Below are 26,213 nucleotides of genomic sequence, written 5' to 3'. Positions count from 1 at the left end.
TCGCGGTGAAGGTCAGCGGCGCGGTGCCGCCGGAGGCCGCGATCTGCAGGTTGGCGGTGCCGTTCACCGCGGTGCTCTGGTTGCCCGGGTTGGTGACGGTCACGGTGCCGGACGGCAGCGAACCGACGTTGACGCCGGCCCAGGCGGTGGCGACCGCGTTGTACTCGGCGCTGCTCGCGCCGTACAGCGCGGTGGCGGCGTTGAGGGTGGCGGTGCGGGCGGCCGCGTAGTTGGTGGTGGAGGTCATGTACGCGGTGAGCGCCTTATACCAGATCGCGGCGGCCTTGTCCCGGCCGATGCCGGTGACCGCGATGCTGTTCACCGTCGGGCTGTTGTAGCTGACGCCGTTGATGACCTTCGCGCCGCTGCCCTCGGACAGCAGGTAGAAGAAGTGGTTGGCGACGCCGGACGAGTAGTGCACGTCCAGGTTGCCGACGCCCGAGTACCAGGAGTCGGCCGAGCTGCCGTCCTTGGAGGGCTTGTCCATGTAGCGCAGCGGGGTGCCGTTGCCGTTGAGGTCGATGACCTCGCCGATGAGGTAGTCCGGGACGTCGGTGGGCAGGTTGGCGTAGAACTCCACCATCGTGCCGAAGATGTCGGAGGTGGCCTCGTTGAGGCCGCCGGACTCGCCCGAGTAGTTCAGGTTGGCGGTGGCGGCGGTGACGCCGTGGCTCATCTCGTGGCCGGCCACGTCGATCTCGGTGAGCGGGTGGGTGTTGCCCGACCCGTCGCCGTAGGTCATGCAGAAGCAGCCGTCGTCCCAGAACGCGTTGGTGTAGTTGTTGTCGTAGTGCACGCGGCTGAAGGCGCCGACACCGTCGTTGCGGATGCCGTTGCGGCCGAAGGTGTTCTTGTAGTAGTCCCAGGTCGCGCCCACGCCGTACTGGGCGTCGACGGCGGCGGACTCGGAGTTGCTGGCCTGCCCGTTGCCCCAGGTGTCGGTCGACTTGGTGTAGAGGGTGCCGTTGCCGGACGTGCCGTGGTTCATGTTGGTGGTGTACATCCCACCGCGCGAGGCGTCCTTGAGCTGGTACGTGGAGCCGCTCAGCGTGGTGGTCAGCGGCACGTTGCCGACGAAGACGCCGGTGCCGGTGCCGGTCTTGATGCTCTCGGCCTTGCCGAGCACGGCGCCGGTGGCGGCGTCGGTGATGACGTGCAGGCGGCTCGGGGTGCCGTCGCTCTCCTTGCCGGAGACGATGGTCTCCCAGGCGAGCTTCGGGGCGCCGTCGGCGGCCCAGACGACCAGCCGCGGGGCGGTGTCGAGGGCGGAGCCGGACTCGGCGGCGAGCGCGGCGGCCTGGGCCTTCGGGGCGGCCAGCGCGGGCGTGGTGCTGACGCCGGTGAGCACGGCCTCGCTGGCCTTGGTGACGGCCTGGGTGGCGCCGGCCGCGTTCTGGTGCACGATCAGGTCGCCGCCGAGGACGGGGAGTCCGCCGTAGGTCCGCTCGTAGCGCAGGTGCCGGGAGCCGTCGGCGTCCTGCACGACGTCCTTGGTGACCAGCTTCTCCTGGCTGCCCAGGCCGAGCTGCTGGGCGAGCGAGGCGGTCTGCTGGTTGGCGGAGGCGATCAGCGCGTCCCGGCCGGCCACCGTCTGGGCGGCTGCGGAAGGCGTGGGGCTGGCCGCCTGCGCGATGACCGGCATGCCGGTCACGAGCAGCGCGGTGGATGCGGCCATGACAACCGCGGCCTTCCGGGCATGGGTGTAGCGGGGCATACGGACTCCTTTTCCGACCGGCCGCGGGTTGGCGGACGGTGGAGAGAACCTGGCCGCGGGGTTGCGGCACAGTGGGGGCGCCCGGCCGCCGGTGCGCGGCGCGGGTGCGGTGATCCGGGAGTGGTGCAGGAAGTGCGATGCGCCTTACCTGACCTGATGCGACCGCATCGGAGGGTGGGGGACCCCCGCGTCTGCAGCCGGAGGAATCGTGGCAGCAAACGAGCCGTGAATGACAGATGCATGCCAGTGATTGGCCGATTCGTGCCACCCCCCGCGGTCATCGGCGGATGCCAACCGTGTTACGGGCAGGGGCGCTTCTGGAGATGGGTTTCATTACTGCCGGAGGCCCCGGCGAGGCCCGGAAAGCACTGACCAGCGCCAGGCCCGCGAGGTCCGCCCCGGCCCTCTCCCCCAGCGCCGACCGCCCCCGGCACGTCACAGCGACCCGCGTGCCACCGATGATTTTCAGCCATCCGGAGCGCCATCCGGACACCCGCGGAAGCAGGCCCGGCCACCGCCCCGGCCACCGCGGGGCGCCGGAGCGCCCCGGGAAGGGGCCGGCGCACGGGCCACCGACGCCCCGCCCGCCGCTCCTGCCACGCCCGCCCCGCCCGCCGCTCCCACGGGCCCGCCACTTCGGCGGGGCACGGCGAACGGCCCCGCGTCGCACCCGGGGGTGTGACGCGGGGCCGCTCCGACAACCGGTCCGTCAGCGCTGCACGAACACCGCGACAGTGCGCGCGGGGACGGTGAACGTGCCCGTACCGGCGTCGAATCCGGAGGCCTTGACCACCTGGTCCGACCCGCCCGCCTGGACGGCGTGCAGGGCCTGCTGAGTGCCCTTCAGCGCCGCCACGCTCTGCTGCTGGACGGTGGGCGTGGCGTTGAACACCACGGTGATGCCCTTCTCCGCGCCCTTGAGGCCGGTGCCGTCCAGGTGCAGGGTGATCACGCCCGGCGTCTCGCCGGCCGTGCCGGAGAGCGGGTACGACAGGCGCTGCTGCACCTCGGCCGCCGTCGGCAGCGCGAACAGCGGGGAGGACTGCTTGATCTTCAGCAGCTGCTGGTAGATCGCGGTCGCCGAGGCGATGTCGGCGGCGCCCACCTTGAGGTTCGGGTTGGCCAGCAGCGACTTGGAGACCGGCCACATCGACTTGTTGTCCGCGGCCATCGGCACGCCGCGGCCCCAGCCGTTGCCCTGCGCCGGGTCCCACCGGATCGAGTTGAACCAGTCGCCGGAGTCGAAGGAGTTGGCGTCCAGCGACTTGGAGCGCAGCAGGTCGCTGCCCGCCTGGGCGAAGCCCACCCCCTGGTTGAGGGTGGTCAGGGACAGCGCCAGTGCCTGCATCCGGGCCCGGTCGGCCGGCGAGGTGGTGGCCGGCAGCTTGAACGCCAGGGCGTCGAACAGGTCGGCGTTGTCGTGCGCGTCCACGTACTCGACGGACTCGCCGGGCTTGGCCGCGTACCCGGTCGGCGAGCCGTTGTAGTCGACGCCCGCGCCGGTGACGGTCCTCCCCGAGCTGTCGGTGAAGGAGTAGCCGGCCAGGTTGCCGGTCAGCGCCACCTTGATCTGGTCCATCTGGTGCAGCAGCCGGGCCTTCTGCTGCTCGGGCGTGCCGTTGTCGGCCGAGCCGTTCGGGTCGGTGAACAGGCCCGAGGCGAAGCCCTGCTGGGGGGCGGAGGAGAGCTGGTAGTTGCCGCCGCGCGCCGCGTCCCTGACCCGGTCGTCGAAGGTGGCGATGCCGGTCCCGCCCATGTTCAGCTGGCTGGCCTGGACGAAGCGGGCGTTGTCGGCGACCACCCCGAAGTTCCAGCCCTCGCCGTAGAGGAAGATGTTCTTCCCGTCGACGCCGTCCGAGGCCGGCGTCATCTTCCGCAGGGCGGCCTGCACGTCCAGCATGGTGGACTTCGGGTCCAGGCCCATCAGGTCGAAGCGGAACCCGTCCACCTTGTACTCGCGGGCCCAGGTGGTGACCGAGTCGACGACCAGCCGGTTCATCATGGCGTGCTCCGGCGCGGTGTCCGCGCAGCAGCTGTCCGTGGTGACCTTGCCGGCGGCGTCGAGCCGCTGGTAGTAGCCGGGCACGATCTTGTCGAGCACCGAGTGCTCGGCCTGGCCGGCGGCGGCGGTGTGGTTGTAGACGACGTCCAGGACGACCCGCAGGCCGGCCTCGTGCATCGCCTGCACCATCTGGCGGAACTGCACCGTCCGGGCCGTGCCGTTCGGGTCCGTCGCGTACGAGCCCTCCGGCACGTTGTAGTGCAGCGGGTCGTAGCCCCAGTTGTAGGCGTCGTCGGCCTGGACGGCCGCCACGCACTCCTGCTGCTGCTCGCTGTCGGCCGCCAGCGAGGCCAGGTCGCAGGCGGGCAGCTTCTGGTCGGCCCGGTTCTCCCGGATGGTCGCGATGTCGAAGGTCGGCAGCAGGTGGATGGTGGTGACGCCCGCCTTGGCGAGGTCCCGCAGGTGCTGCATGCCGGCCGACTGCGACTCGGTGAAGGCCAGGTAGGTGCCGCGCTCGGCGGCCGGCACGGTGGTGTCGGCGGTCGAGAAGTCCCGGACGTGCAGCTCCTGGATCTGCTGCTGGCCGGCCGGGATCGCCTTCGGCACGGCGTGGTTGTCCCAGCCCTTGGGCTTGAGCTCCTTGGCGTTCAGGTCGGCGACCAGGCTGCGGCCGGAGTCGGTCGAGAGCGCCACCGAGTACGGGTCGGTGACCAGGTTGGTGACGTTCTGCTGGACGCTCGGCGCCCAGACCTTCACCTGGTACAGGTAGTACTTGCCGTTCAGCTCCGACGCGTCGCGGACCAGCTCCCAGACGCCGGTCTCGTCGTCCAGCTTCAGCGGGACGGTCCTCGGGGTGCCGCCGGTGGGCCCGTCGAAGATCTGGACGGACACCTCGGTGGCGGTCGGCGCCCAGAGCGAGAGCGCGACCTTGCCGTTGTAGTACTGCGGGCCGAAGTCGGCCTTGGCGGCCTTGGCGGCGTACAGGTCGTCCAGCACCCCGGGGATCTGCACGCCGGTGGCGGCCAGGGTGGCGCCCGTCGGCAGGTGCTCGGTGAAGACCAGCTGGCTGCGGAGCGCGGCGGTGACCCGGCCGGCGTCGCGGGGGTCGACGGTGAAGGCGCGGTAGCCCGCCAGGTGCGGGAACTTGGCCTTCTGGGCGGCGGTCAGGCCGCCCTTGGCCTGCTCCAGGCGCAGCCAGCGGCCGTCCTTGTTGAGCACACCCTTGTCGACCTTGAGGCCCCCCTCGGGGTCGTAGACCAGCTGGGCGCTGGTGCCGCCGGCCAGGGCGCCGTCGGCGGCGCCGAAGTTGGCCGGGACGACGACGGTGGTGGCGTCGATCCACTGCGCCTTGGCGGAGCCGAGGTCGAGCTGGGCGCTGGTGGTGGCGCTCTGCGGCAGCAGGTGGCCCTCCTGGCCGCCGATCAGCCAGACCTCGTGGCCGCTGACCGAGAAGTCCAGCGACTGGTCGGAGGGCAGGTCCTTGTCGCCGCCGTTGTGGATGATGTAGCTGAGGCTGGTGGCCCCGGCGGCGAGCGGCACCTCGAAGACGGCGCCGTAGGCGTCCTTGCGGACGGGCAGCAGCGGGTTGCCCCAGTCGGTGGGGGTGGCCGCGCCGGTCCAGTCGTGCAGGCCCCAGCCGTCGTAGTTGCCGTCGGCGCGGTGGTAGTGGATCACCGCGGTGCCGGCGGGCTGGGTGTCCGCGGGGCCGGGGTTGGTGGTCCGGACGGTCGGGTCGCCCTCCTTGATCCAGACTTCGCCGGTGGCGCCGACGTCGATGTGCCGGTCGCTGTCGACGTCCTTGGTGCCGTTGTTCTCGACCACGAAGCCGACGTCCGAGGCGCCGCTGTTCAGCTTCACGTAGGCGAAGGCGCCGTAGGCGTCGAGGCCGGTGAAGGCGTGCCCGGCGGGCCAGGTGGTGGCCTCCCCCTCGGCTATGTCGCCCCAGGCGTAGAGGTTCCAGCCGTCGTAGTTCTTGTCGTTCCGCTGGTAGTGCACGATCGCGTACGGCCGGGCGGTGGCGCTCGGGGCGGGGGTGGGCGCCGGGGTGCCGGTGGTGAAGCCGCCGGTGGCCGAACGCAGGTGGCCGCTGGAGTCCTGGACGACGGCCTTGTAGCGCACCACGGTGCCGGGCGCGACGGAGCCGAGGTCCTGGGTGACCTTGTTGCTGCCGTTGTCGGAGGTGCCGAGCACCTGCCAGGGCCCGTTGCCGACCTGCGCGGCGAAGGAGACCCGGTTGAAGCCGCCGCCGTCGAGGTCGGCGCCGACGGTGACGGTGCCGGTGGAGCCGTCGGCCGGGGCGCGCAGGGTGATCTGCGGCGCGGCGGCGACCGGGGCGAGCTTGCCGGCGGCCTTCCAGACCACCGAGGAGAGCGCCGGGACGACGACGGTGATCTTCTTGTCGGCGCCGCTGACGGTCTGCCCGCCGGCCGCCGGGTAGAGCCGGTCGAAGGTCTGGCCGGCCGAGAAGGTGTCCAGCGTGACGCTCTTCGGCTCGGTCGAGTTGTTCACCGCGACCACGTACTCGACCTGCTGGCCGGCGTCGATCCGGGAGAAGGCGTAGACGCCGGCGCCGTCGGCCGCGTACCGCTCGATCTGCGCGCCGTCGGCGAGCGCCGGGTGCGCCTTGCGGAGCGCCGCGAGGTCGGCGATGCCGGTGTAGAGGGAGCCGTCCTTGCCGTAGCGGTCGGCGGAGCCGGTCGCGCCGCCGATCACCGGGTCGCTGTTGTAGGACGGGGTCTTCGAGGCGAACATGTCCTGCCGGGCGTCCTTGTCGCCGCCCGCGCCGGTGAAGCCCTGCTCGTCGCCGTAGTAGACGACCGGCTGGCCGCGGGTGAGGAACTGGAGTTCGCTCGCGAGCCGGTCGCGCCGCAGCAGCGTGGCGTCGTCCGCGCCCGGGTTGTCACTGCGCAGGAAACTGCCGAACCGGCCCATGTCGTGGTTGCCGAGGAAGGTCGGCAGTTCGTAGGCGTCGGTGTCCGCCGTGGTGTAGCGGTAGTCCTGGCCGTAGACGTCGGAAAGCGCCTTGGCCGAGCCGCCCTGCGAGACGTAGGAGCGCGCGGCGTTCTGGAACGGGAAGTCCAGGGTGGCCTGCAGCTTGCCCTTGGTGACGTACGGGGAGGTGATGGCCGGGTCGCCGGAGTAGACCTCGCCGAACATGAAGAACTTCTTGTTGCCCTGCTTCGCCGCGAATTCCTTCAGCGAGGGCGCCCACTGCTGCCAGAAGGCCATGTTGACGTGCTTGACGGTGTCGATCCGGAATCCGTCGACGCCGGTGTCCTTGACCCAGGTCTGGTAGACCTTCTCGAATCCCTTGACCACCTGCGGATTCTGGGTGTCGAGGTCGTCCAGGCCGGAGAAGTCGCCCTCGGTGGCGGATTCGCCGACGAAGGTGGAATCACCCCGGTTGTGGTAGAGCGAGGGGTCGTTCAGCCAGGAGGGCGTCTTGGCGTTCGCGTCGGCCGCGCTGCCGAAGACCGGCGAGTACGGGAACGAGTTCTTGGTGAGCTGGGGGAAGCCCGCACCGGCGTCGGCGGCGGCCGTCTCGTCGACCGGCGCGCCGTTCCCGTCGAGCGTCGGGTAGGCGCCCTCGGAGCGGTAGGTGTACTGCTTCTGCGCGTAGTCGATGACGTCGGCGGTGTGGTTGGTGATGACGTCGAAGAAGACCTTGATGCCCTTGGCGTGCGCCTTCGCGATCAGCTCCTTGAGCTGCTCGTTGGTGCCGAAGTGCGGGTCGACCTGGGTGAAGTCGGTGATCCAGTAGCCGTGGTAGCCGGCCGAGGCGTTGTCGCCGGTGCCCTGGACGGGCTTGTTCTTGAAGATCGGCGCCATCCAGATCGCGGTGGTGCCGAGGTCCTGGATGTAGTCGAGCTGCTTGATCAGGCCTTCGAGGTCGCCGCCGTGGTAGAAGCCCTTGTCGGCGGGGTCGAGGCCGTTGTCCAGCCGGGTGCCGGTGATGCCGCCGGTGTCGTTGCCGGTGTTCCCGTTCGCGAACCGGTCGGGCAGGACGAAGTAGAACTGCTCGCGGGTGAGGTCGTGCCGGGCGGCCGAGGCCGCGAGCGAGGCGTCCGACGGCGGGGCCGGCGGGGTGGCGGCGGCCGCGAGCGGCGCGGCGCTGCCGAGGGTGGCCGCGATCAGCGAGGCGGCGAGCAGGACGGCCGCGCGGCCGGGTCTGCGGTAGGTGGTCGTGCTCCGTTGCGGGCGGGGCTGGACGTCGGCCACGAAGGGGCTCCCTTGGGGCGGGCAGGCGGGATGGGGCACCTCACGGCCGGCAGGCCGTCCGAGCGCCATCGAGTGGCGTGGACGCTAGTGGTTGAAAGATGTTTCAGCAAGATGCTGAAATTGTTTCCACCGACCCCTTGACCCGCCCGCCGGGACCCCCCAGAGTCATTACCGCGCGCCCCGCCGTACACACCGCCACCGCCGGTCCTCCCGGACTGCCCCGACCCGTCGCACAAGGACGGGCGGCCGCCGGTGGAAGCGGGGCCGCACCGCGCGGAGTCCCGGTGAGGGTCGGGACGTCCGTGGGCGGGATTCGCCGCCCGCCGGAGTCCTGCGGGTCTCCGGCGGTCCGGCGGGCCCGGGCCCGGCCGCCGCCGGGGCGAGCGTCCGTGGCCGCACCCGGGACCGGAGCGGCCGCACCCCTCCCCCCGGGCCGCTCCCGTTCACCGGCCACCCCCCGCTTAGACTCCTAGATCGCGATCGCGTAACAATGGGACGTATGTCCGTCCCTCCGGTCTTCACAGACACCACCAGCACCACCCCCTACCCCGGTGGGACCCACCCCCTCACCCCTTGGGGGGACATCCGGTGAAGAATCCACGACCGCAGGATGAGCAGACGGCTACGGCACGTCTGGCAGACTTCTCGTCCATGGGGGAACCGACCGAGAACCACGCAGCAGGCGCCGGGCGCCCCGGCGCGGCACAGCGGAGCGGTTCCGTCGCAGGCCAGGCCCGTACGGGCCGGGTGCCGGACGGAGCCACCCGCGCCGCCCAGAGCCGCTCGGCGGCGATCCGCAGCAGGGTCCGCGAGCAGCGCCGCTCGCCCGCCAGACCCCGGCTCTGGTTCGAACTCGCGCTGATCGGCGTCAGTTACTGGCTGTACTCGCTGGTACGCAACGCGGTGCCCGAGCACGCGACCACCGCGCAGCTGCACTCCTCCTGGATCTGGCACTTCGAGCGGGCCCTCGGGGCCGGCGTCGAACGTGCGGTGAACCACGGGGTCAACTCCGTCACGTGGTTGATCGTCGGCATGAACTACTACTACGCGACCCTGCACTTCATCGTCACCATAGGTGTGCTCGTCTGGGTCTACCGACGGCATCCGGGCCGCTACGCGGCGGCACGGACGGTGCTGTTCGTGACCACGGGCATCGCCCTGGTCGGCTTCTACTTCTTCCCGCTGGCGCCGCCCCGGCTGATGACGGGCGGCGGGTTCATCGACACCGTCAAGATCCACGACACCTGGGGCTCGATGGCCTCCGGCCCCGCCGCGCACGTCTCCAACCAGTACGCCGCGATGCCGTCGATGCACATCGGCTGGTCGCTCTGGTGCGGACTGGCGATCTTCTTCCTGGCCCGCCGGGCCTGGGTGCGGGCCCTCGGGGTGCTCTACCCCCTGGCCACCCTGGTGGTCATCGTCTCGACCGCCAACCACTTCTGGATGGACGCCGTCGGCGGCGTCGTCTGCCTCTCCGTCGGCTTCGTGGTGGCCCGCCTGGTCTACCACGTGTGGGCCTACCAGCTGCCCCGGACACCCGCCCGCGAGGGCGACCAGCGTCCGGTCACGGTGCCCGAGCAGTGGACCGCCCCCACCGCCGTCGCCGGGCGCCGCTGAGCGGCGCCGGCCCCGCCGGGCCACCCCCGCCGGCGCCCCGCCCGAACGCGGGGCCGTCCGGCCCGGGCCTCAGCCGTAGAAGATCTTCTCCACCACCGCCCGGGCCCGCCGGGTGACCCGCCGGTAGTCGTCCACCAGCTCACCGCTGTGGCCGGCGCCGTAGCCGAGGTAGCGGGCCACCCCCGCCAGCTCCCGGGCGTCCCCGGGGAAGCTGTCGCCCGGCCGGCCGCGGACCAGCATCACGGCGGCCCGCACCCGCGAGGCGAGCACCCAGGCCGCGTCCAGCACGACGGCGTCGCCCTCGTCCACCAGGCCCGCCCGGGCGGCCGCCGCCAGCGCGGCCCTGGTCCGGGTGGTGCGCAGCTCGGGCAGCCGGTGGCCGTGCTGGAGCTGGAGCAGCTGGACGGTCCACTCGACGTCGGCCAACCCGCCCCGCCCGATCTTGGTGTGGGTGGTGGGGTCGGCCCCGCGCGGCAGCCGCTCGGACTCGATCCGGGCCTTGATCCGGCGGATCTCCAGCAGGTCCCGCTCGGGCACGCCCGTCCCGGGGTAGCGCATCGGGTCGATCAGCTGCCGGAACCGCTCGCCGAGCCCGGCGTCCCCCGCCACCGGTTCGGCCCGCAGCAGCGCCTGGCTCTCCCAGACGTGCGACCAGCGCTTGTAGTAGGCCGCGTACGAGGCGAGGGTGCGCACCAGCGGGCCCTGCCGGCCCTCCGGGCGCAGGTCGGCGTCCACCAGCAGCGGCGGTTCGGTGGACGGTGCGCCGAGCAGCGTACGCAGTTCGTTGCAGACCGCGTGGGCGGCCCGGGCGGCGTCCTCCTCCAGCGAGCCGAGCACCGGCTCGTGGACGAAGAGCACATCGGCGTCGGATCCGTAGCCCAGCTCGCGTCCGCCGAACCGGCCCATCGCGATCACCGCGATCCGGGTCGGCAGGGCGCCGTTCTGCGCCTCCCAGCCGGCCACGCAGGCCCGCAGCGCGCCCTGGAGGGTGGCCGTGTTCAGGGCGGTGAGCGCCTCCCCGGCCACGTCCAGCGCCTCGGCCGGGTCGTCCGCGAGCCGGCCCAGCACGTCGGCGGCCGCCGTCCGGAACAGCTCGCGGCGGCGCACCGAGCGGGCCGAGGCGACCGCCCCGGCGGAGGTCGCGGCCCGCCCGACGGCGGCCAGGACCTCCTGCTCCAGGGCGGCCCGCCCGCGCGGCAGCAGGCCCTGCGGGTCGCCCAGCATGGCGACCGCCTCGGGGGCGCGCAGCAGCAGGTCGGGGGCGAGGCGGCCGGCCGACAGCACCCGGGCGAGCTGCTCGGCCGCGGCGCTCTCGTCCCGCAGCAGGCGCAGGTACCAGGGGGTGCGGCCGAGCGCGTCGGACACCTGGCGGAAGTTGAGCAGCCCGGCGTCCGGGTCGGCGGACTCGGCGAACCACCCCAGCATCACCGGCAGCAGGGTGCGCTGGATGGCGGCCTTGCGGCTGACCCCGGAGGCGAGTGCGGACAGGTGGCGCAGCGCGGCGGCCGGGTCGGCGTAGCCGAGCGCCTCCAGGCGCTCCCTGGCGGCCTGCGGGCTCAGCCCGGCGGCCCCGGCCGGGAGTTCGGCCACCGCGTCCAGCAGCGGCCGGTAGAACAGCTTCTCGTGCAGCCGGCGGACCTCGACGGCGTGCCGCTTCCACTCCCGCTGGAGGGCGGCGACCGGGTCGGCCCGGGTGTCGTCGTTGATCAGCGGGGCGAGCGAGCGGGCCAGCCGGCGCTGGTCCGCCTCGTCCTTGGGCATCAGGTGGGTGCGGCGCAGCCGGTGCAGCTGGATCCGGTGTTCGAGGGTGCGCAGGAAGCGGTAGGCGGCGTCCAGCGAGGCGGCGTCGGCGCGGCCGACGTAGCCGCCGGCCGAGAGCGCGGCGAGCGCCTCCAGGGTGTTGCCGCTGCGCAGGGTGCGGTCGGCGCGGCCGTGCACCAGCTGCAGCAGCTGGACGGAGAACTCGACGTCCCGCAGGCCGCCGGGGCCGAGCTTGAGCTGGCGGTCGATCTCGGTGGCGGGGATGGAGTCGATCACCCGGCGGCGCATCTGCTGCACGTCGGCGACGAAGTTCTCCCGGGCGGCGGCCTGCCAGACCATCGGGGCCAGCGCCCCGGTGTAGGCGGCGCCGAGTTCGGCGTCCCCGGCCACCGGGCGGGCCTTGAGCAGCGCCTGGAACTCCCAGGTCTTGGCCCACCGCTGGTAGTAGGCGAGGTGGCTGGCCAGGGTGCGCACCAGCGGGCCGTTGCGGCCCTCGGGCCGCAGGTTGGCGTCGACCGGCCAGATGGTGCCCTCGCCGGTGGTGTCGGAGCAGAGCCGCATCGCCCGGGCGGCGAGCCGGGTGGCGGCCTGGACGGCGGTGTGCTCCTCGACGCCCTCGCGGGGCTCGGCCACGAAGATCACGTCCACGTCGGAGACGTAGTTGAGCTCCCGGCCGCCGCACTTGCCCATGCCGATCACGGCCAGCCGGCAGGCGCGGGCGGCCTGCGGGTCCTCCCCGGCGGCGATGTCCAGGGCGGTCTGCAGGGTGGAGCCGGCCAGGTCGGCGAGTTCGGCGGCGGTCTGCGCGAGGTCCGTGGTGCCGGTGAGGTCGCGGGCGGCGATGGCGAGCAGGCAGCGCCGGTAGGCGACCCGCAGCAGGTCGCCGCGGTCCCCGCGCGGGGCCGGCACGCCCTCGCGGCCGCCGCCCCAGACGCCGTCGTACAGCGCCCGCAGGAAGTCCTCGCTGCCGGGGTGCATGTCCTGCTGCTCGAAGGTGACCAGCGCGTGCCAGTCCCGGGGGTGGCGGGCCAGGTGGTCGGCGAGCGCGGCCGAGGCGCCGAGCACGCCGAGCAGGCGGTCGCGCAGCGGCTTGGAGGTGGTGAGGGTGTCGCGCAGGGTCTGCTGCTCGGCCGCGTCCAGGGCCTCCAGCAGCCGGGCGAGGCCGAGCAGCGCCAGGTCGGGGTCGGCGGTGGCGCCGAGCGCGTCCAGCAGCACGGGGTCGTCGGCGAGGGCGCCGAGGCCGGGCCCGGCGAGCAGTCGCAGGGCCGCGCCGGGGTCGGTGAACCCGCGCCGTACCAGCCTTATCTCCGGCCGGCTGACCCGGCTGCCGGTGCGTTCCTCCACTGCCATCGCCCCTCCGGTACGCGGGTACCCGTGAACATCCGTACGACCTGTCAGCCTACGGCGCCGGTGCGGGGTCTGCTGCTCGGCCGGGGCCCGCCCGGCCCGGCCCTGCGGGGCGGGCGGGGCAGGCGCGGCGGACGGGGCAGGCGCGGCGGACGGGCGGGCGGGCTCCGGGGTCAGAACTCGATGGCGGTCGGGCCCTCCACCCGCAGCTCCGCGTTGCGGCGGGTCTTGGCCCACTGGCCGCGCCCGGTGACGATCCGGGCCAGGGCGCGCCAGGCCGTGACGTAGAAGATGTAGATGTAGAAGGCGTAGGCCAGCCCCCAGCCGACGCTGCTCCAGAACCCCGCCCCCCGCTCGCACCGCCAGCGGTAGATCGGCCCCCACATCGCGAACTGGGTGATCCCGAGGGCGGCGCCGATGCACAGGCCCCAGCCGCCGTCGGCGAGGAAGCCGCCGTCGCCCTGGACCATGCCCCGGGCGAACCAGAACAGCAGCACCGGGAAGAGCAGCGAGGCGGACACCTGGAACCACGGGAGCAGCAGGTAGTACGAGATCTCCAGGACCCCGGAGTGGCTCAGCTTGGGCGAACGCCAGACCCGGGCCAGGTAGCGGGTGCACTGCATGTTGCCCTGGCCCCAGCGGGTGCGCTGGGTGATCAGCCGCCGCAGGCTCCAGAGGCCTTCCTGGTCGACCGAGGTGTCGGTGGTGTAGGCGGTGCGCCAGCCGTCGAGCATCAGGTCGAGGCCGAGCTCGAAGTCCTCCAGCAGGGCGCCGCGCCAGGGCCCGGTGCCGCCCTCGGTGATCGCGCGCATCGCGGAGAGCCGGGTGAACTGCCCGTTGCCGCCCATGCCGACCGTCCGGGTGTGCCGGCGGGCCATCTGGACGGCGGCGGTGGTGGTCCGGAACTCCAGGTCCTGGAGGCGGACCAGCGTGCGGGCGGCCAGGTTGCGCAGCCGGCCGCCGTCCGGGACGGGCCGGCGCTCGTCCCGGTTGCGCATCCGGACCTCGCACTGCACGGCCCCGACCGCCGGGTCGCCGAACAGGTGGCCCGCCGCCATCACGTCGAGCCCGCCGGGCTCGGGGTGGCCGTCCGCGTCGAAGACGCCGACCACGATCTGGTCGAGGACGGCGTCGGCGGGCAGCCAGCCGACCAGCGCCCGGTAGGCCGCGTTCAGCGCCTCGCTCTTGCCGGTCCGGGCGTCCGGCCGGCGCCGCTGCACCAGGTGCACGTACGGGTCGGCGGCCTGCCGGGCCGCGGTGATCGCGCCGGTGGCGTCGTCCGAGTCGTCGTCGACGACCCAGAGGTGGGTGGACGGGAAGTGCCCGCGCAGGTACTCCAGGGTGTCGCCGATGACGGCCTCCTCGTCCCGGCAGGGGATGAAGAAGTGCCACCGGAAGTCGTCCGCGTCGCCGGACGGGCGGGGCTTGTGCCGGACGAACGGCACCACCAGGCACACGACGTAGCAGACGAACATGAGGGAGAAGAGGAGCGACAGCGCCATCGCCAGGTCGATCAGCGCGTACTTGCCGTCAGTCACGGTGGGTCCTTGAGGTCAGCAGAGATGCCGCAGCACCGGCCCGCGTCCAGCGGTCCGGTGCTGCGGCACGGGGCAGGGCCGAGGAGCCGGGGTCAGTCGTTCCTGCGGAGGTGGGACAGGCGCAGCAGGAAAACACCACCGACGAACAGCAGCAGCGCCACCAGAAGGATCTGGAAGGTCTGGTTGCCGGTCGCGGCGCCGGTGGCGGCGAGGGCCCCGCCGGCGTGGTGGTGGTGGGGTCGGTACATGGATTGCCTCCGATTACAGGGATGGGACGGGGGAAGCCACCGGGGGGACGGCGTCCGCCGCCGCAGCTCGTCGAGGGGCGGCGGACGGGCCGTGCAGGGCCGGCGACGTGTGCGGGGTGGGCGGGCCGGCCGGCCGTCCGGCCAGGGCCAGCGCCAGCTCCACGATGCGCTCGCTGGCGCGCCCGTCCCCGTAGGGCGAGGGACGCGACGCCAGCCGCGCCGCCAGGGTGGTGTCGGCGATGTACTCGCGCGCCACCCGGCCGAGGTCGGGCCCGGGGCGGAGCAGGGTCGCGAACCCCGCCTCGACCGCCTCCGGCCGTTCGGTGCTGTTGCGCAGGACGATCAGCGGCTTCTTCAGCACCGTGCACTCCTCCTGCACACCGCCGGAGTCGGAGACCAGCAGCCGGGCGTGCCGGGCGAGGCCGAGGAAGGCCCGGTGGTCGACCGGGTCGACCGCGCCGAGCCCGGCCAGCGCGCGGCGCAGGCCGAAGCCCTCGGCCCGGTGCAGGGTGCGCGGGTGGACGGGGAAGAGCACGGGCAGGCCGAGCCGCTCCAGCTCGTCCAGGATCAGCCGCAGCCGGTGCGGGTCGTCGGTGTTCTCCGGCCGGTGCAGGGTGACCAGCACGAAGCCGTCGTCGGGGACGCCGTACCGGCGGAGCATCGCCAGGGACTCCTCGGCGCCGGGCAGCGAGTCGGTGACCGCCTCGACGATGGTGTTGCCGGTGACGCGGATCCGGGCCGGCGGCACGCCCTCGGCCCGCAGGTTGGCGGCGGCCACCTCGGTGGGCGCGCAGTGCAGCTCGGCGAGCACGCCGACCACCTGCCGGTTGATCTCCTCGGGCATCGCCCGGTCGCGTGAACGCAGTCCGGCCTCGACATGGATCACCGGGATGTCGCAGTATTGCGCGGCCTGCGCGCCGGCCGAGGTCGAGTTCGTGTCGCCCTGCACGACGACCGCGCGCGGCGGATCGACGGTGAACGCGTCGCAGAGTGCGGAAATCATCGCGCCGATCTGCTTGCCGCGCGGCATTCCGCCGATTCCGCCGAGCCGGAGTTGCGGAGCGGGAAGGTTCATACCCCGGAAGATGCTCCCGGAGAGCGTGTCGTCGTAGTGCTGCCCGGTGTAGACCAGCCGGCCGTGTTCCCCGAGGCCCCGTACCACGCGGGCCAGTTTGACGATCTCGGGCCGCGTGCCGAGCACGACGGCCACCGAACCACCGCGATTCATTGGAGACTCGACCTCCTGGTTGACGGGCCGATCCCGCAAAAGAAGAGTCGCAAATCGCGGAACGACTATCCATTTCCGGCGCGGATTTCCACTCCAACGGTTCGCATTATCACTCCGCTGGGGGAGCAGCCCTGCCATGAATACAATAATCACGGCCACCGGCCGGAGAAAGGAACGCCAGTCCGAATTCCGGTAACCGCGCCACCGCGTTGCTTACTGATAGCGTGACGCCCGGAAACAGCCGGCGGAACGGGCCCGGCAGCGGCTTTCCGGGTCCGGTTCGTCCTGTCGGAGCAGCGCGCGGGCGCGCCGCCGCGCCGTCGTGGATCGTGAGTGGACGGACACCGGCCGCCACCGAGCCGGACCGACCATGCCGAGCCTCCCCAGGAGGACGACGATCATGAAGCCCACCCGCCAGTTGCTGGCCATCGCCCTGATCGGCGCGACCGCGGCCACCCAGGCAGGAACCCTCGCGCACGCCGACCAGCGTGGCCGCGGCGACATCGTCTTCAGCGACACCTTCGAGGACCTGTCCGTCGGCCGCGGCCACGACTGGGGCTGGCAGACCGCCGCCTACGCGCGCTGCGTGACCAACCCCAACGACGCCAAGCTCGACCACCTCACCACCGACGCGCTCGACACCGCCAACGGCTACCTCACCATCACCGCCACCCGCCGGCCGGACGGGTACTGGGACACCGGCCTGATCACCACGGGCGACTCCTGCGACTCCGGCGGCAACCTCGCCGAGGTCCGCACCGGCGACACCATCCTGGCCCACGTCCGGCTGCCCGACACCGGTTCCGGCGCCTGGCCCGCCCTGTGGACCTGGCGCGACGGCGGCAACGAGCTGGACATCTTCGAATGGCACAGCGACCGCACCGACAGCCTGGAGTTCGCCAACCACACCGGCCACAGCAACGTCCTCTACACCGCCCCCGAGATAGGCCCCGGCCAGTGGGTCTACGTCGGCGCGGAGCTCGGCGCCGACAACGTCACCTGGCTGGTCGGCACCGACCCGGACAACCTCACCGCCGCGTACGAGGACCACGTGGGCGTCGGCCCCGACTTCGTCTCGTACCCGGTCCTGAGCCTGTCCATCAACAACGGCAACTTCCATGCCGCGCCCGCCACCGACGAACCCGTCACCCTCGGCATCGACTCGTTGTCGATCATCAGGCCGAGGTAGCCGGACGACCCGGCGGCGGGGCGACCGGCCGCCGGCGCGGAGCCGCTCCGGTCTGCGGGACCTGTTCCCGGAGGCCGGAGCCTCGCGTCGGCCTCCCGGAAAAGTGCGCGCGGAGGGCAATCCGGCGGCGGCGCGGCTACGAATCGTCACGGTGGCCGGGCCGTGACACCCGGCGCCGAGGGTTCGTCAGCCGGCGTACGGCGCGGGCGATCCCGGCAGCGGACGGCCCCGGCGGCCGTCCACCGGCGGCAGGGAACCGGCCGGGCGGGGCGCGAGGCGGCCCGCCGGGCCACGAGACGGGAGTGGCGGTCCGATGATCGGCAGGAGCAGGGCGACGGGCGGCACCGGTGGCGGACCCGTGGTGGTCGAGATCGAGGACGTGAGCGGCCCGTCGACCTTCGTCGAGCTGTCCGAGGCGCTCGCCGCGTTGTGGGAGTCCCTCCGGCCGCTGCCGCTGGGCGCGGTGCAGGCCGAGGCCTTCCGGCACTTCCTCACCCGCCCCGACGCGCTCGACCTGGTCACCGAGTCCATCCGGCGCGACGGGCGGCTGAGCCTGTCCTTCCGGATGAACGACCGCCTGCACGCCGTCTGGGTCAGCCCGGCCGGCGCGGCACCGCCACCGCGCTGAACCCGCCGGGCGGCCGACGGGGCCGCGGCGGCTACCGCGGGGGACGGCCCGCGGGCGAGCGGGCGACGGCCCGGGGACGGCCCGAACGGCCCAGGGCGGGTGAACAGACCCCCGGGCCGACGGTGGGGATCCGCCGGCCCGGGGAGTTCACTCGCCCTGGTAAGGGTTCTGACCTGCGGTCACAGCACCTGGAGGTTCTTGCGCAGCTCGAACGGCGTGACCTCGGAGCGGTACTCCTCCCACTCCTGGCGCTTGTTGCGCAGGAAGAAGTCGAAGACGTGCTCGCCGAGGGTCTCGGCCACCAGCTCGCTGCGCTGCATCAGGTCGATCGCCTCGCCGAGGTTCTGCGGCATCGGCTGGATGCCCATCGCGCGACGCTCGGAGTCCGAGAGCGCCCACACGTCGTCGTCGGCGCCGGCCGGGAGCTCGTAGCCCTCCTCGATGCCCTTCAGGCCGGCCGCCAGGGTGACGGCGTAGGCGAGGTAGGGGTTGCAGCCGGTGTCCAGCGAGCGGACCTCGACCCGGGTGGAGCCCTGCTTGCCGGGCTTGTACATCGGGACCCGGATCAGCGCGGAGCGGTTGTTGTGGCCCCAGCAGATGTACGAGGGGGCCTCGCCGCCGGCGCCGGCCGTGCGCTGCGAGCCGCCCCAGATCCGCTTGTAGGAGTTCACCCACTGGTTGGTGACGGCGGCCGTCTCGGCCGCGTGCCGCAGCAGGCCGGCGATGAACGAGCGGCCGGTCTTGGAGAGCTGGTACTCGGCGCCGGACTCGTGGAAGGCGTTGCGGTCGCCCTCGAAGAGCGAGAGGTGGGTGTGCATGCCGGAGCCGGGGTACTCGGAGAACGGCTTGGGCATGAAGCTGGCGTGCACGCCCTGCTCCAGCGCGACCTCCTTCATGACCAGACGGAAGGTCATGATGTTGTCGGCGGTGGAGAGCGCGTCGGCGTAGCGCAGGTCGATCTCCTGCTGGCCCGGGGCGCCCTCGTGGTGGGAGAACTCCACCGAGATGCCCATCGACTCCAGCATGGTGATGGCCTGGCGGCGGAAGTCGTGGCCGACGCCGCGCGGGGTGTGGTCGAAGTAGCCGGACTGGTCGGCCGGGATCGGCGCGGTGCCGTCGCCCGGGAGGTTCTTCAGCAGGAAGAACTCGATCTCGGGGTGGGTGTAGAAGGTGAAGCCGAGGCTGGAGGCCTTCTCCAGGGTGCGCTTCAGCACGAACCGCGGGTCCGCGTAGGAGGGCGAGCCGTCCGGCATCATGATGTCGCAGAACATCCGGGCGGTGCCCGGGGTCTCGGAGCGCCAGGGCAGGATCTGGAAGGTGGTCGGGTCCGGCTTCGCGATCATGTCGGACTCGTAGACCCGGGCGAAGCCCTCGATCGCCGAGCCGTCGAAACCGATGCCCTCCTCGAAGGCCTGTTCCAGCTCCGCGGGAGCCACGGCGACCGACTTCAGGAACCCGAGCACGTCGGTGAACCACAGCCGGACAAAACGGATGTCACGCTCTTCGAGCGTACGAAGCACGAACTCCTGCTGCTTGCCCATGGGGACAGTCTCACCTCTGCTCTTTACGTTCGTGTTACGCCGGAAGCGGCTCGAAAGCGGCTGCCCCCATCATGGCGGATCACCACCGGAAATCCGACACCTGGTCGGGTGCTGCCATCACCGGGGCGCGCCGGGCGGCACCGGCCGGAAAGCACCCGCCCGAGACATAGCGTCAGATAGACGATTACACTCGGGCCATGCCTCGTCTACGTCTCGCCCTGTGCCAGACCGACCCCGCCGTCGGTGACCTCGCGGGCAACGCCGAAGCGGTGGTGCGCTGGACCCGGCGGGCCGCCGAGGCCGGCGCCCACCTGGTCGCCCTCCCCGAGATGGCCCTCACCGGGTACCCGGTCGAGGACCTCGCGCTGCGCGGGTCCTTCGTGGAGGCCTCGCGGGCCGCCCTGGTGGACCTGGCCGCGCGGCTGGAGCGGGAGGGGCTCGGCGGGGTGCCCGTGGTGGTCGGCTACCTGGGGCGGTCCGGGAGCGCGTACCACGCGACCGACCGCCCGGCCGGATCGCCGCAGAACTGCGCCGCGGTGCTGCACCACGGCCGCGTGGTCAGCCGCTTCGCCAAGCACTACCTGCCCAACCACGGCGTCTTCGACGAGTACCGCTGGTTCTCCCCCGGCAACCAGCTGCCGGTGGTCAGCCTGCACGGCGTGGACGTGGCGCTGGCGATCTGCCAGGACATCTGGCAGGACGGCGGACGGGTCGCCGCGACCGGCGAGGCGGGCGCCGGGCTGCTCCTGGTGATCAACGGCTCGCCGTACGAGCGCGGCCGGGGCGAGGTCCGGCTGGACCTGGTGCGACGCCGGGCCGCCGAGGCGGGCTGCCCGCTCGCGTACGTCAACCTGGTCGGCGGGCAGGACGAACTGGTCTTCGACGGGCAGTCGATCGTGGTCTCGGCCGAGGGCGAGGTGCTGGCCAGGGCGCCGCAGTTCGAGGAGGCGCTGCTGCTGGCCGACCTGGACCTGCCGGCGGCCTCCGACCGCACCGACGGCCTGGTGCTCGGCGGCGGCCTGCAGCTGGTCCGCACCGAACTGGGCGGCGGGACGAACGGCCGCCCGGCCGAGCCGCTCGCGCCGCAGATCGCCGAACCGCTGACGGACGAGGCCGAGGTCTACGCCGCGCTGGTCGAGGGGACCCGCGCCTACGTCCGCAAGAACGGCTTCGGCTCGGTGCTGATCGGCCTCTCCGGCGGCATCGACTCGGCGCTGGTGGCCGCGATAGCGGTGGACGCGATCGGCGCCGCGAACGTCCACTGCGTCTCGATGCCCAGCCGGTACTCCTCGCAGCACTCCCGCGACGACGCCGCCGAACTGGCCCGCCGTACCGGGCTGCACTTCCGCACCGTGCCGATCGCCCCGATGTTCGACGCCTACATGGGCGCGCTCGGGCTGACCGGCCTGGCCGAGGAGAACCTGCAGTCCCGGCTGCGCGGCACGCTGCTGATGGCGATCTCCAATCAGGAGGGGCACATCGTGCTCGCGCCGGGCAACAAGAGCGAGCTGGCGGTCGGCTACTCCACCCTCTACGGCGACTCGGTGGGTGCGTACGGGCCCATCAAGGACGTCTACAAGTCGCTGGTCCTGCGCCTCGCCCGCTGGCGCAACGAGGTGGCCGAGGAGCGCGGCGAGGTGCCGCCGATCCCGGAGAACACCCTCGACAAGCCGCCGTCCGCCGAGCTGCGGCCCGACCAGGTCGACACCGACTCGCTGCCGGACTACGACCTGCTGGACACCGTGCTGGACGCCTACATCGAGGACGACCAGGGCCGGGACGCGATCGTGGCGGCCGGCTTCGACCCCGCCGTGGTGGACCGGGTGGTGCGGCTGGTGGACACCGCCGAGTTCAAGCGCCGGCAGTACCCGCCGGGCCCGAGGATCTCCCGCAAGGGCTTCGGCCGCGACCGCCGGCTGCCGATCACCAACGGCTGGCGCCGGGGCTGAGCCGCCGGCCCGGCGCCGGGCCGCCTACTGGTAGCGGTAGGCGGCCGCGACGGCGCGGTGGTCACTGCCGTCCGCGCCCAGCACCCAGGAGTCGGTGGGCTTCAGGCCGCCCTTGCTCAGGATCTGGTCGATCCGGGCCATCGGCAGCGAGGCCGGCCAGCTGAAGCCGAACCCGTCGCCGGCCGCGCCCTGCGCGGAGCGCATCTGCGAGGTCACGGGAGCCAGGCTCCGGTCGTTCATGGTGCCGTTGAGGTCGCCCAGCAGCAGCACCTTCTTCAGCGGCTCGGCCTGCACCGCGTCACCGAGCGCCTGCGCGCTGACGTCCCGGCGCTCGGCCGTGAACCCGCCCTCGGATTTCACCCGTACGGAGGGCAGGTGCGCCACGTACACCGCGACCGGGCCCTGCGGGGTGGTCACCTGGGCGCGGAAGGCCCTGGTCCAGCCCATCCTGATGTCCACCACGGCGACCCCGCTGATCGGGAACTTCGACCAGAGCCCGACGGTGTTCTGCACCACGTGGAAGGGGTACGTCCCGGCCAGCCCGGTCTCGTAGCTGCGCAGCGGCTTGCCGGCCAGCTCCTGCAGGGCGACGATCTGCGCGCCGGAGTCGTTCAGCAGCTTCACCGTGCCGGACACGTCGGCGTTGGCGGCCGCCACGTTGTGGGTGAGGACGGTGAAGTCGCCCTTGCCGCTGCCCTTGTCGGTGAGCAGGCCGCCGAACAGGTTCAGCCAGACCACGGTCGGCAGCAGCAGCGCGACCAGCGCCGACGCCGAGCGCCGCCACAGCGCGAGCAGCAGCAGCACCGGGACGGCCAGCCCGGCCCACGGCAGGAAGGTCTCCAGCAGGCTGCCGAGGTTGCCGACGCTGTTGGGCACCTCGGAGTGGAAGGCCAGCAGGGCCGCGGTGAGCACGGCGAGCAGCGCCAGGATCCAGCCGCGCCGCCAGCCGGAGCGGCCCCGGTCGTCCCGGCCGAGGCTCCAGCCACGGCCGCGCCGGAGGCCCGCGCCACCGCCCGACGCGTCGGCGCCCCGCCCCACGGCGCCGTCCGCCGGTGCCGCTGCCCTGTCCGCCTGCGCCATGCCTGGCCCCTCGTTCGTTCGTCGCGGTACCGGCCGTGCTGCCGGTCGCCGTGCGGGCCGATGCCGTTTTTGTCGGATTCTCGGCTCAGCCTATGACGGGTCAGACGCGAGGGTGCCGCGCCGGGGTTCCGGCGCGGCACGGTTTCGTGAGACTGGCCACTGCCGCAGGCTACGCCGCGGCGGGCCCCGGGGCGGCGACCCCCGCCAGCAGCACGTCGACCATGGTCTCGGCCAGCCGGGGGTCGCTGAGGTCGGAGTCGTCCCAGAGCACGGTGCGCACCAGGATCGGGCCGAGCAGGATCTCGGCGAGCAGGTCCTCGTCCAGGTCGGCGCGCAGTTCGCCCTGCAGCACCCCCCGGCGGATGATCGACCGGAGCAGCTCGCGGCGGGGCTGCAGCACCCGCTTCTTGTACGCGGCGTGCAGCTCCGGCCAGCTGCTCATCTGGCCCAGTGCGGCCTTGAGCACCCAGCGGGAGCGCTTGGCCAGCCCGCGCCGGCGCATGTAGTCGATCATCTCGACCAGGTCGGCGCGGACACTGCCGCCGGTCAGCTGGGGCTCCGGCGCCTCCAGCCGGGCGACCACGTCGACCAGCAGCGCCTCCTTGTTGGGCCAGCGCCGGTAGATGGTGGCCTTGCCGACCCCGGCGGCGGCCGCGATGCCCTCGACGGACAGCTGGGACAGGCTCGCCCCGCCCTCCATCAGCTTCTCGACCGCGGCGAAGATGGCCTGCTCGGCGGCCTCGCTGCGCGGGCGGCCCCGGCGCGGCGCGTCGCAGGACTCCCCCGGGGAGTAGGCGCAGTCGTGCTCCGCCGTGGCCGCCCTGGTGTCCGTCTCCATCCCCGCTCTTCCTTCTTCCTCGGTGCACGGCGGCCCCCGGTGTGCGCCGGGCCGCCCGGTACGCCCGGTGCCGGCGGACCCCGGTGCCGGTACGGCGGGTCCGTCCCGGCCGGCCGGGACGGCGCCCCGGCCGGGCCCGGGGTGCCGGGCCTCCGGTGGCCGCGGCCCGCACCGGATGCGGGCCCTGTCCCCCGCCGGGGGGACAGGGCCATTCTCCACCTACCGGCTAAAGCTCCGGCAGGCCGCCGCCGGCGGCGGCCTGCCGGGCCGGTCAGGCGTCGGCCGACTCGGGGGCGAGCGGGCGGACCGGCTGCGGCGCGGCGGCCGGGCCGCCGGGCACCTTGGCCGGCAGCAGGAACCAGGCCAGCAGGACGCCGGCCGCGGTGACGCCGGCCGACAGCCCGGCGACCACGTGCATGGCGTGGATGAAGGAGTCCTTGGCGGGCTCGATCAGTCCGGCGCCGTCGGGGCCGAGCTTGCCCGCCACCGCGAAGGTGGCCTCCAGCGACTCGCCGGCCTTGTCCCGCAGGCCGGCCGGCAGCTGGTCCAGCCGGTCCGATATGCCGGTCCGGTAGACGGTGGAGAGTACCGCGCCGAGCACCGCGACCCCGAGCGAGCCGCCGACCTGGCGGAAGGTGTTGTTCAGGGCGGAACCGGCGCCGGCCTTCTCCCGCGGGAGCGAGGACATGATCGCCACGGTGACCGGCGGCATCACGTGCGCCATGCCCGTGCCCATCACGAAGCCGATGGCCACCAGCACCCAGATCGGCGTGCCGGCGTCGAGCGCCAGGTAGCCGACGAAGGCGGCGGTGATCAGCGCCATGCCGGCCGCACAGGTGGCCCGGACGCCGAAGCGGTCGACCACCAGGCGGGCCCGCGGGGCGAACAGCAGCTGGGCGACGGCCAGCGGCAGCATCAGCACGCCGGCCATCAGGGCGCTGTAGCCGCGCACGCTCTGGATGTAGAAGACGCCGAAGAAGGAGACGCCCATCAGCGCGAAGAAGACCAGCCCGATGACCGTGACGGAGGCGCTGAACACCTTGTTGCGGAACCAGCCGATGTCCAGCGCGGGGTGGTCGGTGCGCTTCTCGTACAGGACGAAGGCGGCCAGCGCGAGCAGGCCGACCAGCAGCGGCACCCAGGCAGCGGAGGCGGTGAAGTCCGCCAGTTCGCCGCCCTTGATGATGCCGTAGATCAGCGCGACCAGGCCGACGATGGAGAGCAGCACGCCCACCGGGTCGAGCCGGCCGGGCCTCGGGTCCTTGGAGTCGGGGACGAGCAGCGTCATCGCCACCAGGGCGACCAGCACGATCGGGACGTTGATCAGGAAGACCGAGCCCCACCAGAAGTGCTCGATCAGCAGGCCGCCGGTGATCGGGCCGATCGCGATGGCCAGGCCGACCGCGCCGGCCCAGATGCCGATCGCCTTGGGCTGCTCGGAGCGCTCGAAGACGTTCATGATGATGGCCAGGGTGGCCGGCATCACGAAGGCGCCGCCGAAGCCCATCACGGCGCGGTAGGCGATGAGCTCACCGGGCGAGGAGGCGAGCGCGGACAACAGCGAGCCGATGCCGAACACCACCATGCCGGCGAGCAGCGACTTCTTGCGGCCGAAGCGGTCGCCGAGCAGGCCGGCGGTGAACAGCAGGCCCGCGAAGACCAGGGTGTAGGAGTTGATCGACCACTCCAGGTCGCTCTGGCTGGCGCCGAGGCCGGTCGGAGCGGGGGTGGCGATGGTCTTCATCGCCACGTTGAGGATCGAGTTGTCGAGCACCACGACGAGCAGGGCGAGCACGAGGGTGCCCAGGATCGCCCAGCGGCGGCGGTGGATGGCTTCCGGCACTCGGGGTGGCGCGGTTGCGGTGGTCATTGGTCTTCCCGTCCCTACGTGTACGACACTGGCGGGACTTTACGAGACGACGACGTCTCGCAACCCCCTCGGACAGCGTAGCGCCCGTTTCGATACGAGACGAGTCCGTATCGTAAAGTCATGGCAAACATCCGCTCGGCGGCCGGCCGCGCACCGGGCCCGGGACACCCGTCGGGCCGGGCCGCGGCATACCCGGGGCCGGTGTCCGCGCACCGGACCGGGCCCGGTGTGCCGGAGATCGCACACCACGGGACGCACGCCTCTTTGCGCTCGCGTCGAGCCGTGCAAGCATGGAGGGGATCCGGGGACGCCGTACGGCGCCACGAGACGACAACCCTTCCAGGAGCCTGTTCGATGAACGCTTCTTCGCCCACGCCTGCCCCGACCCAGGCGTCCACCGCCACCCTCTACGGGGGCGTCACCAACCGCCGCGTCACCGTCCGCGACCTCGCCGCCGCCAAGCAGCGCGGCGAGAAGTGGTCCATGCTCACCGCGTACGACGCGCTGACCGGCGGCGTCTTCGACGAGGCCGGCATCCCGGTGCTGCTGGTCGGCGACTCCGCCGGCAACTGCCACCTCGGCTACGAGACCACCGTGCCGGTGACCATGGATCAGATGGTGATGCTCTCCGCCGCCGTCGTCCGGGGCACCAAGCGCGCCATGGTCGTCGCCGACATGCCGTTCGGCTCCTACCAGGAGTCCCCCGCGCAGGCCATGCACAACGCCGCCCGGCTGATGAAGGAGGCCGGCGTCGGCGCCGTCAAGCTGGAGGGCGGCGAGCGCAGCGCCCGCTCGATCGAGCTGCTGGTCGAGGCCGGCATCCCGGTGATGGCGCACATCGGCCTCACCCCGCAGTCGGTGCACGCCTTCGGCGGCTACCCCGTGCAGGGGCGCGGCGACGAGGCGGCGCACCAACTGCTGCGCGACGCCAAGGCCGTGCAGCAGGCCGGCGCCTTCGCCGTCGTCCTGGAGGCGGTCCCGGCCGACCTCGCCAGGCAGGTCACCGAGGAGCTGGCGATCGCCACCGTCGGCATCGGCGCGGGCGTGGACACCGACGCCCAGGTGCTGGTCTGGACGGACATGGCCGGCATGACGGCGGGCCGGGTGCCGAAGTTCGTCAAGCAGTACGCCAACCTGCGGGCCGTGCTCGGCGACGCCGCCCGCGAGTTCGCCGCCGAGGTCTCGGCCGGCAGCTTCCCCGCGCCGGAGCACACCTTCAAGTGACGGCGGCCGGGTGACGGCGCTCCCCGGAGGGAGGTGGCGGGACCGGACCGGACCGGCCGCCTCCCTCCTCGCGTCCCGGCCGCCGGCGCGTCCCGCCCGCCCGCGCCGGGGCCGGCAGCGGGCCGGCAGTGGGCCGACGGCGATCCGGCAGCGATCCGGCAGCGCCCCCGGCGGCCGATGACAGCGGTCTGACGGCGACGGCGGCCGGCTGACAGCGCGCT

At 72.8% G+C, this 26,213-nt stretch carries 15 protein-coding genes; 5 read left to right on the top strand and 10 right to left on the bottom strand.

The window, feature by feature from the left end; all coding sequences use genetic code 11:
* Positions 1 to 1,714, bottom strand: a 1,714-nt coding sequence (locus IE329_RS34865; protein ID WP_190215040.1) for a M4 family metallopeptidase, incomplete at its 3' end; no start/stop codon positions are given.
* Between the two features lie 709 nt (positions 1,715 to 2,423).
* Positions 2,424 to 8,003: a pullulanase-type alpha-1,6-glucosidase gene (pulA, locus tag IE329_RS34860; RefSeq protein WP_190215039.1), complete on the bottom strand. Its 5,580-nt coding sequence runs from the start codon at positions 8,001 to 8,003 to the stop codon at positions 2,424 to 2,426.
* Positions 8,004 to 8,585: 582 nt separating this feature from the next.
* Here pulA and IE329_RS34855 point away from each other — a divergent pair.
* Complete coding sequence (locus tag IE329_RS34855; protein ID WP_190215038.1) at positions 8,586 to 9,551, top strand: phosphatase PAP2 family protein; 966 nt, start codon at positions 8,586 to 8,588, stop codon at positions 9,549 to 9,551.
* Between the two features lie 69 nt (positions 9,552 to 9,620).
* Here the strand turns inward: IE329_RS34855 and IE329_RS34850 are convergent, their stop codons facing one another.
* The 4 genes from IE329_RS34850 to wecB all read right to left on the bottom strand — a co-directional run bounded on the left by IE329_RS34850 (position 9,621) and on the right by wecB (position 15,673).
* Positions 9,621 to 12,662, bottom strand: a complete 3,042-nt coding sequence (locus IE329_RS34850; RefSeq protein ID WP_190215037.1) for a bifunctional [glutamine synthetase] adenylyltransferase/[glutamine synthetase]-adenylyl-L-tyrosine phosphorylase — start codon at positions 12,660 to 12,662, stop codon at positions 9,621 to 9,623.
* 170 nt (positions 12,663 to 12,832) lie between these two features.
* Positions 12,833 to 14,197, bottom strand: a complete 1,365-nt coding sequence (locus IE329_RS34845; RefSeq protein WP_268257371.1) for a glycosyltransferase family 2 protein — start codon at positions 14,195 to 14,197, stop codon at positions 12,833 to 12,835.
* 92 nt (positions 14,198 to 14,289) lie between these two features.
* Complete coding sequence (locus tag IE329_RS34840; protein ID WP_190215036.1) at positions 14,290 to 14,445, bottom strand: hypothetical protein; 156 nt, start codon at positions 14,443 to 14,445, stop codon at positions 14,290 to 14,292.
* A 13-nt stretch (positions 14,446 to 14,458) separates the two neighbouring features.
* The gene (gene wecB / locus IE329_RS34835) at positions 14,459 to 15,673 is read right to left on the bottom strand and encodes a non-hydrolyzing UDP-N-acetylglucosamine 2-epimerase (RefSeq protein WP_190215035.1); all 1,215 of its coding nucleotides are present in this window, start codon (positions 15,671 to 15,673) and stop codon (positions 14,459 to 14,461) included.
* Positions 15,674 to 16,073: 400 nt separating this feature from the next.
* Here wecB and IE329_RS34830 point away from each other — a divergent pair, with 400 nt between their 5' ends.
* Together IE329_RS34830 and IE329_RS34825 are read left to right on the top strand one after the other, a co-directional pair.
* On the top strand, positions 16,074 to 16,862 hold the full coding sequence (locus tag IE329_RS34830) for a LamG domain-containing protein (protein ID WP_190215034.1): 789 nt from the start codon (positions 16,074 to 16,076) through the stop codon (positions 16,860 to 16,862).
* Positions 16,863 to 17,175: 313 nt separating this feature from the next.
* Entirely contained in the window at positions 17,176 to 17,490 is a 315-nt protein-coding gene (locus IE329_RS34825; RefSeq protein ID WP_190215033.1) for a hypothetical protein, read from the top strand.
* 179 nt (positions 17,491 to 17,669) lie between these two features.
* Here IE329_RS34825 and glnA read toward each other — a convergent pair whose 3' ends face one another.
* Positions 17,670 to 19,031 carry a type I glutamate--ammonia ligase gene (gene glnA / locus IE329_RS34820; RefSeq protein ID WP_073923191.1) on the bottom strand — a complete coding sequence of 454 codons (1,362 nt, stop codon included), beginning with the start codon at positions 19,029 to 19,031 and terminating at the stop codon, positions 17,670 to 17,672.
* Between the two features lie 197 nt (positions 19,032 to 19,228).
* On the opposite strand from glnA, the gene IE329_RS34815 reads away from it, so the two are divergent.
* Positions 19,229 to 20,980 carry an NAD+ synthase gene (locus IE329_RS34815; protein WP_190215032.1) on the top strand — a complete coding sequence of 584 codons (1,752 nt, stop codon included), beginning with the start codon at positions 19,229 to 19,231 and terminating at the stop codon, positions 20,978 to 20,980.
* 24 nt (positions 20,981 to 21,004) lie between these two features.
* On the opposite strand, the gene IE329_RS34810 is transcribed toward IE329_RS34815, so the two are convergent.
* The 3 genes from IE329_RS34810 to IE329_RS34800 form a co-directional block, all read right to left on the bottom strand.
* Positions 21,005 to 22,060: an endonuclease/exonuclease/phosphatase family protein gene (locus tag IE329_RS34810; RefSeq protein ID WP_190215031.1), complete on the bottom strand. Its 1,056-nt coding sequence runs from the start codon at positions 22,058 to 22,060 to the stop codon at positions 21,005 to 21,007.
* A 169-nt stretch (positions 22,061 to 22,229) separates the two neighbouring features.
* Complete coding sequence (locus IE329_RS34805) at positions 22,230 to 22,898, bottom strand: TetR/AcrR family transcriptional regulator (RefSeq protein ID WP_190215030.1); 669 nt, start codon at positions 22,896 to 22,898, stop codon at positions 22,230 to 22,232.
* 271 nt (positions 22,899 to 23,169) lie between these two features.
* A complete protein-coding gene (locus IE329_RS34800) occupies positions 23,170 to 24,768 on the bottom strand; it encodes an MFS transporter (protein ID WP_190215029.1) in 1,599 nt (532 codons plus the stop codon).
* A gap of 354 nt (positions 24,769 to 25,122) precedes the next feature.
* On the opposite strand from IE329_RS34800, the gene panB reads away from it, so the two are divergent.
* Positions 25,123 to 25,992 carry a 3-methyl-2-oxobutanoate hydroxymethyltransferase gene (gene panB / locus IE329_RS34795; RefSeq protein ID WP_190215028.1) on the top strand — a complete coding sequence of 290 codons (870 nt, stop codon included), beginning with the start codon at positions 25,123 to 25,125 and terminating at the stop codon, positions 25,990 to 25,992.
* Positions 25,993 to 26,213 lie beyond the last annotated feature (221 nt).

The organism is Kitasatospora indigofera, from assembly GCF_014655955.1.
GTDB classification, from domain to species: Bacteria; Actinomycetota; Actinomycetes; order Streptomycetales; family Streptomycetaceae; genus Kitasatospora; species Kitasatospora indigofera.
The sequence above is the reverse complement of the archived record's forward strand: the minus strand, read 5'-3'. Positions and strand labels throughout refer to the sequence as shown.